This window comes from Citrobacter sp. Ca225, from assembly GCF_030337175.1.
GTDB lineage: Bacteria > Pseudomonadota > Gammaproteobacteria > Enterobacterales > Enterobacteriaceae > Citrobacter_A > Citrobacter_A amalonaticus.
Window position 1 is genome coordinate 1 of record NZ_JAOWCD010000088.1, and the last position, 13,433, is coordinate 13,433.

Genomic DNA, 13,433 nt, shown 5'->3' on the forward strand with positions numbered 1-13,433 from the left:
TGGGTCATCATGACGCCTGCTTCGGCCAGCCAGCGATTGATGGTCTTGAACAATTGACGGGCCAGTTGATGCTGCTCGAGCAGGTGGCGGAAATTCATGATGGTGGTGCGATCCGGCAGGGCGCTATCCAGGGATAATCGGGCAAACAGGCGCATGGAGGCGATTTCGTACAGGGCATCTTCCATGGCACCGTCGCTCAGGTTGTACCAATGCTGCATGCAGTGAATACGCAGCATGGTCTCCAGCGGATAGGGCCGTCGGCCATTGCCCGCCTTGGGATAAAACGGCTCGATGACAGCGGTCATATTCTGCCATGGCAGAATCTGCTCCATGCGGGAGAGGAAAATCTCTTTTCGGGTCTGACGGCGCTTAGTGCTGAATTCACTATCGGCGAAGGTGAGTTGATGGCTCATGATGTCCCTCTGGGATGCGCTCCGGATGAATATGATGATCTCATATCAGGAACTTGTTCGCACCTTCCCCAGTGGGGTGGCCACACTGATTTCGCCGCAGTATCTGGCCAGTGTGAAACATAACAGTGGTTATCAAAGTGTCAGTTTCGGTGATGGGAAAAATACTTATACGATAGTCGATCGTAATGATCACCCCTCTACTGATTTCCATGCACCACGCCTGAATAAACTGGTCACTGAAGTTGCCCCTGTCAGCGTTACAGCTGAAGGTACCAAAGTTAATGCCTATAAAAATACTGAACGTTATACGGAGTTTTATCGTGTGGGGAGTGGAGCGCAATATACAAAAGACAGGGATGGAAAATTAACCAGGATTGCAGGCGGATATGCTTTTAAAACAGGGGGAACAATTGGTACTCCCCTCATTTCAAACGGAACCATTGTTACCAACCCCGGCCAGACTTTCAATCCGGTTAATGGGATCATACCAAGTTATGGCGTTCCCGGAGACAGTGGTTCACCGCTTTTTGCTTACGACTCATTGCAAAAAAAATGGGTCATGGTTGGTGTTTTAAGATCCTATGCTGGCCTTACTGGAGCAACAAGTTGGTGGAACGTTATTCCGACCGATTATCTGAATAAGGTTATGGAAGAGGATTTCGATACCCCTGTCGCTGCTGTCTCTGGTAAAGAACCTCTTGCCTGGCATTTTGACCAGAATACCGGTACTGGCACATTGTCTCAGGGGACAACAACCTGGGATATGCACGGTCAGAAAGGAAAAGACCTCAATTCGGGCAAAAATCTGGTGTTCAGTGGACTGAACGGCACAATTCTCCTGAAAGACAGCGTAACGCAGGGGGCCGGCTATCTGGAATTTAAAGACAGTTACACAGTGTCTGCTGACGCCGGAAAAACATGGACAGGTGCCGGTATCGTTACGGACGAAGGTACTAATGTGACCTGGGAGGTCAACGGCGTGGCCGGTGACAACCTGCATAAACTTGGTGAAGGGACGCTGACCGTAAGCGGTATCGGGGTTAATCCCGGCGGGCTTAAAACCGGGGACGGGACTGTCATTCTGGCTCAAAAGCCTGATGCCGCAGGAAATGTCCAGGCTTTCAGCTCAGTCAATCTTGCCAGTGGACGTCCGACCGTTGTGCTTGCGGATTCACGACAGGTTAACCCGGATAATATCTCCTGGGGTTATCGGGGAGGGGTGCTTGACCTGAACGGTAACGATATCACTTTCACTCGTCTGCGGGTGTCTGATTATGGTGCGGTCATTGCAAACAAGGCCGCGAATAAATCCCACCTGTCACTGAATTTGTCTACAGCAAATAATGAAGAAGTCAGCGTCCCGATTGGTACTGTTAATCCGTTTGGCGGAAAAGGTACACCCGGAAGCTTATACAGCCGTAATCTGAATGGACAGACATCCTACTATATTCTTAAATCCTCCACCTATGGTAATACCCTGTGGGGGAACAGCCTGAATGACCCGAAACAATGGGAATTTGTCGGTACTGATAAAAACAAAGCCATTCAGACAGTAAAAGACCGGGTCCTGGCTGAACGTGCAAAACAGCCCGTCATCTATCATGGCCAGTTGACCGGGAATATGGATGTCACTATCCCGCAATTGCCGGGTGAACGTAAGGTGGTGATGGATGGTTCCGTAAATCTGCCTGGCGGAAACCTGAGTAAAGAGGGGGGCAGTCTGATTTTCCAGGGGCATCCGGTTATCCATGCTTCAGTCAACGGCAGTGCCCCCGTCTCCCTGACCCAGAAAGACTGGGAGAACCGTCAGTTCACACTGAAAACGCTGTCGCTGAAGAATGCTGACTTCCATCTTTCACGTAATGCTGTCCTGAACGGTGACATACAGTCGGACAACAGCCATATCACGCTGGGAAGTAATAAGGTCATTATTGATAAAAATGACAGTACCGGTAATTACGTCAATCCGGAGGAAGGTACATCTTCTCCGGTGGAAAGCCAGTATCAGGGCAATATCACGCTGCAGAAAGGCTCCACGCTGGACATTAACAACCGCTTCACCGGCGGGATTGAGGCTCATGACAGTCAGGTAAACGTCACCTCATCTGAGGCCGTGCTGCAGGACAGCGGTATCTTCGTGAACTCTGCTCTCTCCGTTCGTGACGGCGGTCATCTGAAAGCACAGAAAGGGCTCTACAGTGACGGCCGGGTTCAGATTGGGAAGAATGGTACGCTTTCCCTGAGCGGAACGCCGGTTACCGGCTCAGACGGTCAGTTCACGCCGATGTTGTCTATGACAGAAGGATACGATTTGACCGGCAACAATGCCACTCTGGACATCCGCAACTGGGCACATGTTTCCGGGGACATTCATGCAACCAGCCCGTCCGCTGTCCGTATTGGAACGGATGCGCCCGGGACGCTGTCTTCCTCCGTTTCGTCCGCACTGGCTGAAGGAATGTTTGGTGGATATAACGCGGCATACTACGGTGCCATCACCGGCGGTAAGGGAAACGTCAGCATGAACAGTGGTCTGTGGCAGCTGACCGGAGATTCCACCGTCAACAACCTGACGGCCCGTAACAGCCGGGTACAGTCTGAAGAAAAGGGCGCCTTCCGCACCCTGACGGTAAACACGCTTGATGCCACGGGCAGTGACTTTGTCCTGCGTACTGACCTGAAAAACGCCGATAAAATCAGCGTGACGGGGAAAGCCAGCGGTTCAGACAACACCCTGAATGTCAGCTTTATGAAGAACCCGGCTCCGGGGCAGTCCCTGAACATCCCGCTGGTCAGCGCCCCGGCCGGCACGGCAGGGGATGTCTTTAAGGCCGGTACCCGGGTCACGGGGTTCAGCCGGGTGACACCGACGCTGCATGTCGACACCACCGGCGGCAGTACGAAGTGGATTCTGGATGGTTTCAGAGCAGAGGCTGACAAAGCCGCTGCGGCGAAGGCGGACAGTTTCATGAATGCCGGCTACAAAAACTTCATGACGGAAGTGAACAATCTGAATAAACGTATGGGGGAGCTGCGTGACACGAAAGGTGATGCCGGAGCCTGGGCCCGTATCATGAACGGCGCCGGTTCAGCAGACGGCGGGTACAGTGATAACTACACTCACGTTCAGGTCGGTTTTGACAAAAAACATACGCTGGACGGTGTGGACCTGTTCACTGGTGTCACGATGACCTATACCGACAGCAGCGCAGACAGTGATGCGTTCAGCGGGAAGACAAAATCCGTGGGCGGCGGTCTGTATGCTTCAGCGCTGTTTAATTCCGGTGCCTATATCGATTTGATTGGTAAATATATTCACCATGACAATGACTACACAGGCAACTTTGCCGGTCTGGGGACGAAGCATTATGGTACGCACTCCTGGTATGCCGGTGCCGAAACGGGTTACCGTTATCACCTGACGGAGGACACCTTTATTGAGCCGCAGGCCGAACTGGTTTATGGCGCGGTGTCCGGCAAAACGTTCCGCTGGAAAGAGGGAAATATGGACCTGAGCATGAAGAACAAGGACTTCAGTCCCTTGGTCGGCCGGACAGGTGTGGAGCTGGGCAAAACCTTCAGCGGTAAGGACTGGAGCGTGACGGCCCGGGCCGGCACCAGCTGGCAGTTCGACCTGCTGAATAACGGCGAGACCGTACTTCGTGATGCGTCCGGAGAGAAACGGATTAAAGGGGAGAAGGACAGCCGGATGTTGTTCAATGTCGGCATGAATGCGCAGATAAAGGACAACATGCGCTTCGGGCTGGAGTTTGAGAAATCCGCCTTTGGTAAGTACAACGTGGATAACGCGATAAACGCGAATTTCCGTTATATGTTCTGACAGATATTAGTGGAGAGTGTCATGAGACACTCTCCACTAAAGTCGGAAGTCTTCGATGAGGTCTCCAGATTATCGATCATAGAGATATCCCTTTGTTGATTTTTCATCTGTTGTTGTCAGGATTTCACCGGCGAGCGCATTAATGCCGATTTTGATTATTTCCTTTATTCGGAAAATTAATCGTTTTCACAATGAGGGGACGAACGTAATGCTCCCCTCGGGTTCTCCTTATGAGAAACGGATTAACCCGCACCGATATTTCTACTGATTTTCAAACTCAGAATTTTCGCGCGCGCGGCGCTGTATTAATCCCCTGCCTGGTCATATAGTGCCTGCAGTACCTGAATATCAGCTTAAGGAGAAGATGATGAAGCGTATCGATTTGCACATGCATTCGGTATACAGCGACGATGCGGATTTCCCTGTCAGCGATCTGTTGACAATGGCGAAAGCGGCGAACCTGGCGGTGCTGGCGATAACCGATCACAACTCGGCGCGGTCCGTTGAGGAAGCTATTCACTATGGCAATGAAAACGCTGTGAGAGTGATGACGGGCATTGAAATTGACTGCTCGTTTGCGGGTAATAACTATCATCTGCTGGGCTACGGTTTTCGTCGTGATTGTCGGGATTTTGACGTCGTCGAGCAGAATTTCCACCATCTGGAAAGCGTCGCGACCCCGCTGAAACTGGCGAAACTTCGGGCGCTCGGGTTCCAGCTTGACGTCGATCGCCTGTATGCCCTGGCGGGCGATCGCGTTCCGCAGGAAGAGCAGATGGCGGAGTTAATTTTAGAGGATGCGCGCAATGCGAATCATGAACTGTTGCTGCCGTACCGGGCAGGGAACTCTCGCAGCGACATGCCGTTGATTAACTTCTTCTGGGATTTTTTTGGCCGCGACAAACCCTGTCATGTGAAGGTTGAACTGCCGCCCATGGCAGAGATGGCGTCGATGATTATTGATAACGGCGGTATTCCGGTGATTGCGCATATCGGTGCCAACGTAAAGGAAAAGCCGTTGTCGGTGATTGAGCAAATGTTGCCGCTCGGCGTACAGGGCGTGGAGGTTTTTTCCAGCTATCATGATGAAGCACTTCGTCGCGAACTTTATCAGTTCACGCTGGATAAAGCGTTGTTGGCGACCAGCGGCAGCGATTTCCACGGTAAAAACAAGCCCAACATCAAGATGGGCAGCAGCCAGCCCTGGGCGGCCGCACTGCCGAAGACGCTGGAAATTCTTGAAAGGGTGACGCTTTATTAACATAGACAAACCCGGCGTAACGCACCGGGTTTAATTTTTTGAGATTGCCCCTGTTATTCTTATTCATGAGCGGAAGCGGCTAATACGTTGCGGCGTCAGGCTGCCAGCTCAGGCATTTTCTCCTTCACAAAGTTTAACACTTTCTCCGCATCCAGCGACGCGTAGGGCAGGCTTTCAATAATGGCGACAGGGCGTGCATTTCCGACAATGTCATAAATTTCATTGAGCTTGTACTGAATATGCGGCGCTATGAGAAAACCGTCGAAAGCGGGCGCCACGCTTTCGAAATTATCCAGCCCCACCGCGCTTATCATGAGAGGATAGCCGCGGCTTTCAGCCAGTACCTGCATCTTTTTGGCAAGAGAATTTGCCGTATTCCCGAACAAACAACCTATCAGAAGCTTTTTCAAGTTTTTGATCTCCTGAAAACGGTTCACAGAATAGGGCTGGCTGTGTTCAAAAAATGAGCGCCACATCTTATTTGCATAACAAATATATTCAGCGTCGGTAGCGCAGACCTCTGGTGCCTCCTGCCGTGAAGACAGGTTGATGACACTTAAGTGGAACTGAGTTCCTGAACACGTCATGAAAAGGTGTGGTACGCACAGTAGTCAATTCGCATCAATGTGACAACACAGGGAGTTGGCGATAGTAAAAGAGACAGATGTCCTTTTTGTTATCGCCGCGCTCACTTTATTGTGCTATCCCATAAAGGGAAAATGGGATTGCGTCGAGGGGAAGATGAAAAATATCAATGACAGTGCCTTAAAAGAGCGGTTTATTTTAACGAACAGGTTGTCGGCGATAATTAACCCCTCCCTGTTAGCGACACTGCGTCTGGTCAAAATTGATGCCGGGGAGTATCTGATGACGCAAAACACCTATTTGACGCATCTCTATTTCCTGGTTGACGGTAAACTGCAGGTCGAGCGCCATAATCCAAACGGGACGCACGCGGTTTATTCTTTTGAAACGCCTTTTTCGGTGGTTGGCGAAATGGAACTTTTCTCCATTAAGAAAAGTAAGGCCGTCGGTTCCGTTCAGGCATTAACGGACTCATGGTTACTGACCCTACCGGTCGAGGCCGTAAAAGAACACGCGATGAACGATCCCGCCTTTCTTCTTTTTATGTGCCAGAATTTAAGTCATAAACTACTGCATAATTCACTGATCCATTCCAGTGGCGCGATTTCGGTGGAATCTAAATTGCGTAAATTCTTACTTATTAAAACGCAAAACGAAGGCGCCACAATTCAACTGGAGAAAAGAGAGTCGCTCGCGGCCATGTTGGGAGTTTCTGTCAGGCAACTCAATCGTGCGCTGATAAAACTTGCGCAGCAAGGGATTATTCAACACAAAAATAAAACCCTGAAGGTGATTAATCCTGTTCGCTTATCAGATTTTCCTGCTGACAAATCTGAATTGGTGTGAGTTGGAGTGGGGTAAATAATCCCGGAAGCATGAGATAATGCGCCCGTTGTGAAGGCAGGCTGGAGCGATATTTCAGCCACCAGGTACATTACGATGAGATCAACGGATGAATCTTCTTGAACTGACACTTCTGAGTGGACAATACAACGATCGTGAAACGGGCGGAAAGATCCCGTGGAATGATCCGGATTTCAGCCGCAGGATGCTGGAAAACCATTTGTCGCAGGAACACGACTGGGCCAGTCGTAAACTCTCGGTCATTGAACAACAGGTCGACTGGATCGCCCGCCAGCTTCCCGTGGGCGCAACAATACTTGATTTGGGATGCGGCCCCGGATTTTACACTCAACGTCTCGCGCAGCGCGGATTTGATTGCACTGGCGTCGATTTTTCTCCGGCCTCTGTGCAGTGGGCGCGAGAACAGGCGCAGAGCGCAGCGCTGGATATTGATTATCAGGAACAGGACGTCCGCGACTACCAGCCTGATGGCACGTTTGATTTCGTTATGATGACCTTCGGTGAAATCAATGTCTTCAGTTTTGAGGATGCGCAACGGCTGGTGGCGCGTAGTGCAGCCTGGCTGAAGCCGGGGGGCAAGTTGCTGATTGAAGTGCATACGTTTGACGAGGTCAAAAGACAGGGGATGGCTCCCGCGTCCTGGCAGCGGTGTCCAGAGGGGCTTTTTCTCGCCGAACCGCATCTGTTATTAAGCGAAAATCGCTGGAATGAAGAAACGCAAACCAGCACCACGACGTTCTGGGCGCTCAAGGCCGATGCCAGCGTTGTGCATTTTAGCAGCCAGACGCGGGCCTGGCGGGATGACGAGTATTTGCAGTTGCTGGCGCAGTGCGGTTTTCACACGACGACCCGTATTGCCGCTGAAGAGTGGCCGGTCAGTGAAACCTTTGCCGGCAAGCTCTACGCCCTGATGGGACGTCGAGAGATGGTATAAACGACAATTGCTCTGTGCTGCAACCAGAGAAACCCGATGCCCGATGGCTTACGCTGTCGGGCTTTTCGCTATAACAGGGAACCTTACCTGGCAAGGGCATGATTCATCCTCAGGATTCAGCCATGTCATTCGGGCGACGGCGAAGCGATTCAACCTCCCGTGCAAGTATCTCAGTAAAAAAATGCCCTGGAAGATACAGCTCGATCCTTCGCGCTTCCCGGGACAATGCTTGTAGATAACACCTTGTTTATTAAAAAATTGATAGGCAATTATTTGCAAGCCTTTAAAGTCAATCATTATCCTTGTTTATCAAACAGAAAATCTACAAAACTAGACATCTATCGAGTTTTCATCTTAAAGTCCCGATGTTGGCACTAGACAAAACTGTCTTATGGTTATCAAATGGTTAAATAATATTTCGCTGGATGTGAATGATCGACCAGATAGATGAATGGTCGGCGGGTAATTCAGCGGCTACAAGCAAGACAACACACCATTTCGGGAGAAATTATGCATTCCTCTGTTAATAAAAACGAAAGCCGAACGTTCTTCGGCCATCCCTATCCGCTGGGGTCACTGTTCTTCACGGAGATGTGGGAACGGTTTTCGTTTTATGGCATTCGTCCGTTACTGATTCTGTTCATGGCCGCGACCGTCTACGACGGTGGCATGGGACTGGCGCGGGAAAATGCGTCTGCTATCGTCGGTATTTTTGCCGGCAGTATGTACCTGGCAGCGCTGCCGGGCGGCTGGCTCGCGGATAACTGGCTCGGGCAGCAACGCGCGGTGTGGTACGGCTCGATCCTGATCGCGCTCGGCCATCTGTCGATTGCCCTGTCGGCCTGGATGGGCGACAACCTGTTTTTCATCGGTTTGATGTTTATCGTGCTGGGGTCGGGTCTGTTCAAAACCTGTATCTCGGTCATGGTGGGAACCCTCTATAAGAAAGGCGATGCCCGCCGCGATGGCGGTTTTTCGTTGTTCTACATGGGGATTAACATGGGGTCATTCATTGCCCCGTTGATCTCTGGCTGGTTAATCAAATCTCACGGCTGGCACTGGGGCTTTGGTATCGGTGGGATCGGGATGCTGGTCGCACTGATCATCTTCCGCGTGTTTGCCGTTCCTTCCATGAAACGCTATGACCGCGAAGTGGGGCTTGATTCGACCTGGAACAGCCCGGTGGTGAAGAGAAACGGCGTGGGACGCTGGTTGCTGGCGCTGGCCGTTGGTGTTGCCATCATTGTGACGCTGATTGCCCAGGGCGTGATTGTCATTAATCCGGTCGCCGTTGCCAGCATGCTGGTCTACGTTATTGCCGCGTCTGTGGCGCTCTACTTTATCTATCTGTTCGTGTTTGCCGGGTTGACCCGCAAAGAGCGCGCCAGACTGTTGGTCTGCTTTATTTTACTGGTTTCTGCGGCCTTTTTCTGGTCGGCGTTTGAGCAGAAACCAACCTCGTTCAACCTGTTCGCGAACGACTACACCAACCGCATGATCGGAGATTTCGAAATTCCAGCCGTCTGGTTCCAGTCGATCAACGCCCTGTTTATCATCCTGCTGGCTCCGGTCTTTAGCTGGGCCTGGCCGGCACTGGCGCGCCGAAATGTGCGCCCGAGCAGTATCACCAAGTTTGTTATCGGTATTCTGTGCGCGGCAGCGGGCTTTGGCCTGATGATGATGGCGGCGCAGAATGTCCTGAGCAACGGTGGAGCAGGCGTATCGCCGTTCTGGCTGGTGGGCAGCATCCTGATGCTGACGCTGGGTGAGTTGTGTCTGAGCCCGATTGGTCTGGCGACCATGACGCTGTTAGCGCCCGAAAGAATGCGGGGTCAGATGATGGGCCTGTGGTTCTGCGCCAGCGCTTTAGGTAACCTGGCGGCGGGTCTGATTGGTGGGCACGTTAAGGCCGACCAACTGGACATGCTGCCTGATCTCTTCGCCCGCTGCTCCATTGCATTGCTGATTTGTGCGGCAGTACTGATTGTGCTGATTGTTCCGGTGCGTCGGATGCTGGAAAACGCGCAAACGAAAACGGAGCAAAAACCGGCGTAAAATGCCTGACCGATAATTAACACTCACAGATAAAACCGGTGCCTGATGCGCCGGTTTTATTTTTTCTTGCCAGGTAAAATCTTTATTCTGACGAACAAACGCCCGTCTCATAATCGTTAATGCTATTCCCACTAGAACATGCTTCAGGCTGAAAAAACGTCGGCCTGTTGTCGCTATGTTGCCGGAGATGATCGGCGAAATACCGTCACTCTTCCTCACAAAATGAGGTTTCACATGATCCTTTATGTCTGATTAATGAGGAAAGATCTTAAGTGAAGATTAATTATTCTTAAACACCTCATTTCTGAACTGCATTTAATGAAATGATATGCTGTATATAATGTCATTTAAGGAATTATATTCTTTTGTTGTTTTGTTCTTAAGATGATTGAATTGTCATCATGGCTAAGATCATTTCATTTGTTCTCACGCCTGATATCTGGAAAATATTGCCTAAATACCGCAATGAGACTCAGGGCGTTTGGGTCGGAAGGACATACGTTACATTGCCGTGACTTTTACTTAACGCATTCACAAATACACTGCATTTAATCATGCGATGTATAGCGTGCTGTTATTTCGATACAGTGGAATTGATATGAAGAGAAAAGAATTTAAATTAACAACCATGGCGTTGTTAATCAGTAGTCTGTTAATGGCAAATAACGCCGGTGCAGTCATTCATGATGTAGATGGTATTATTAGCGGAAGCGGGATCATCGCTAAAGATCAGGAATATAAAATCATTAGCACCGCAGGGGAAAACAATACGATCTCCGTGGCGAATAATGGTGGTGTAACCATTACCAACCCAGGCGGAACGCCCACGGTCTCGGGTGGGGGCGAATTTGAAAACGGTGACTTTTTAATTTCCAACGGGACAGTGATTGTCGCCAACAGCGGAACCATTAATTTAGGTTCAGGGACTACCGTGAATCATATCATCGGCGATGTCATTCCAGGCACCGTCGAGGGGCGACCAGACATTCCGCTGGATAATGATTATCAGTTCATGTATGCGGTGGGTATCGTTCAGGTGGGTGGTAACAGTGCAGCCTATCTCGCGCAAAAAGGCTCGATCGTTGCCAATAATTTGACGATAAATATGAGTCAAAAGCGTGATGGCAAAGATATTGCGGGCATTCTGGGCAATAAACACAATGGCGTCTTTACCTTAACCGGCACCACCACGGTTAATTCTGCGGTGACCGGGGCGAATGGGAAGAATTTCGCGATCTATGCAAAGTCGGGATCGAAAATCAACGCTGAAAATTTGATCGTCAATAGTAAGGGGACATTCTACGCCGTCGGCCTCGATTCGGAATCCAGTGTGGATGCCGACCGTTCACTGATTCGTTATAAAAATGCCACGATTACATCCGTCGCCGATCAGTATGCGGACGGTATCAGTTCTAACGGGGCTGACGTTGAAGCGTTGGGCGACACCGCTATTGATGTCACCGTGAACGATGCGAATGGCGTGATTTCCGGGATCTGGGTTTCAGATGGTCTCACCGGCGTTGATCTGGATGCACATGTGACCATGGCAGGGAAGACGAGCCTGCTGCTGAAGTCAGGCGCGGAGAGTACGGTTCTCAGTGGTGTCGAGTCCGTGGGCGCTTCGCAGTTTACCAGTAACGACCTGAATATCACGCTGGACACTCAGGGGCATCAGCAAACAACCGGTACCGGCATTCGGGCCAGTAAAGAAGATGCGCTCACGGCGGGTAAAATCGACATTAATGGTCGTCTGAACATTGATGTTGTCGATACCACCCGCAGCGGGAGCTGGAAATACGTTCAGGCGAATAAAGGCGGCGAGATCACGCTGAACGGTGGGGTACAGATGGGGGTTAACTACAACGACCCGGATGCCACTGCCATTCTGGCGGAAAACGCCGACTCCCGCGTGACGATTAACCCGCAGAAAATCGACGTTGTCGGGACGATTGAAGCCCTGGATTCCGCCGTGGTTGATGTGAATGCGATTAACCAGTCGCGTTTCGTCGGCGGGATGGTCACCAGCGGCAATGCAGTGAATAACCTGTCGCTGGCCGACGGCTCGGCCTGGAACATGACCAAAAGTTCTCAGCTCACCAACCTGACGCTGAATGACTCCACGCTGACCTTTATGCCAGCCGCCACAAAGCGTCGTATGCTGACGCGTGATACCGCGAGCTTCAAAACCCTGACAGTGGACGGTGATTACACAGGCACTAACGGTAATCTCGTGATGAACACCCAACTGGGCGATGACAGCTCACCGACTGACCGGATGATCGTTGCGGGCAACACCTCCGGCACCACGAACGTTAAAGTACTGAACGCCGGGGGCGCGGGCGGTCTGACGACGTCGGGCATCGAACTGATTAGCGTTGGCGGCAATTCTGACGGTGTGTTTAAACAAAATGGCCGTATCGTGGCCGGTGCGTATGACTACACCCTGCATCGCGGTGAAGGCGAGAATAATAAAAACTGGTATCTGAGCAGCGCCCTGTCTCCGGTTACTCCGCTGGATCCTCTGAATCCTACCGATCCGCAGCCGCCAACTCCGACGCCGCGCGAACACGCGGTGCGTCCGGAAGCCGGTCTGTACGGCATGAACCTGCAGGCGGCGAACACGCTGTTCAATACCCGTTTGCAGGATCGTCTGGGCGAAACGCATTACGTGGACGCGCTGACCGGCAAAGAAGCCGTCACCAGTATGTGGCTGCGTAACGTGGGCGGTCATACCCGTCAGAAAGACAGCAGTAGTCAACTGGATATGCAGGCCAACCGTTATGTCATGCAACTGGGCGGCGACATTGCGCAGTGGTCTTCGGACAACACTGACCGCTACCATCTGGGTCTGATGGCCGGTTATGCGAACCAGAAAGCGCGTGCCGAAAACCAGCGTAACGGTAACCGGGCCGACAGCCGCATCAGTGGTTACAGCGTTGGTTTGTACGGCACCTGGCTGCAGGACAACGCGACGCACGAAGGCGCGTATGTCGATAGCTGGGCGCAGTACAGCTGGTTTGATAACACCGTTTCTGGTCGTGACGTCGAATCTGAAGAGTATGATTCTAAGGGCTTCACCGCCTCTGTTGAATCCGGCTACACCTGGAAACTGGCCGAACTCAGCGAGCGTAACGCGCTGTATATTCAGCCAAAAGCCCAGATCACCTGGATGGGCGTGAAGGCAGATGAGCACAAAGAAGTTAACGGTACCCGCGTTGAAGGTAACGGCGATGGCAACATCCAGACACGCGTCGGCGTCCGTCTGTTCGGCAAGGGCCACAACACACTGGACGACGGCAAAGACCATACCTTCCAGCCGTTTGTCGAAGCCAACTGGATCCACAACAGCAAAGACTTTGGCGTCGCAATGAACGGTGAAAATGTGAATCTGAAAGGCGCCCGCAATATTGGCGAACTGAAAGCCGGGGTTGAAGGCCAGTTGACGAAGAACGTCGCCCTGTGGGGCAACGTCGCACAGCA

At 51.5% G+C, this 13,433-nt stretch carries 5 protein-coding genes and 3 pseudogenes; 6 read left to right on the top strand and 2 right to left on the bottom strand.

All coding sequences use genetic code 11. The features are described from left to right. Positions 1-413: pseudogene (locus OGW13_RS16640) on the bottom strand (IS5-like element ISKpn26 family transposase); the annotation flags it as partial. Positions 414-483: 70 nt separating this feature from the next. Here OGW13_RS16640 and OGW13_RS16645 point away from each other — a divergent pair. Together OGW13_RS16645 and OGW13_RS16650 are read left to right on the top strand one after the other, a co-directional pair. Next, positions 484-4,254 (top strand): annotated as a pseudogene (locus OGW13_RS16645) (autotransporter outer membrane beta-barrel domain-containing protein); the annotation flags it as partial. A gap of 364 nt (positions 4,255-4,618) precedes the next feature. Continuing rightward, positions 4,619-5,515, top strand: coding sequence for a PHP domain-containing protein (locus tag OGW13_RS16650; RefSeq protein WP_224267569.1), 897 nt, complete (start codon positions 4,619-4,621; stop codon positions 5,513-5,515). 95 nt (positions 5,516-5,610) lie between these two features. On the opposite strand, the gene OGW13_RS16655 is transcribed toward OGW13_RS16650, so the two are convergent. After that, positions 5,611-5,925, bottom strand: a complete 315-nt coding sequence (locus tag OGW13_RS16655) for a PTS sugar transporter subunit IIB (protein ID WP_043002012.1) — start codon at positions 5,923-5,925, stop codon at positions 5,611-5,613. A gap of 331 nt (positions 5,926-6,256) precedes the next feature. On the opposite strand from OGW13_RS16655, the gene OGW13_RS16660 reads away from it, so the two are divergent. The 4 genes and pseudogenes from OGW13_RS16660 to OGW13_RS16675 all read left to right on the top strand — a co-directional run. Then, a complete protein-coding gene (locus OGW13_RS16660; RefSeq protein ID WP_043001670.1) occupies positions 6,257-6,946 on the top strand; it encodes a Crp/Fnr family transcriptional regulator in 690 nt (229 codons plus the stop codon). A gap of 106 nt (positions 6,947-7,052) precedes the next feature. Further along, a pseudogene (locus OGW13_RS16665) lies at positions 7,053-7,886 on the top strand (class I SAM-dependent methyltransferase); the annotation flags it as partial. A gap of 522 nt (positions 7,887-8,408) precedes the next feature. Then, positions 8,409-9,953, top strand: a complete 1,545-nt coding sequence (locus OGW13_RS16670) for a peptide MFS transporter (protein ID WP_043001668.1) — start codon at positions 8,409-8,411, stop codon at positions 9,951-9,953. Positions 9,954-10,551: 598 nt separating this feature from the next. Next, a partial coding sequence (locus OGW13_RS16675; RefSeq protein ID WP_287116307.1) for an autotransporter outer membrane beta-barrel domain-containing protein occupies positions 10,552-13,433 on the top strand: 2,882 nt, incomplete at its 3' end.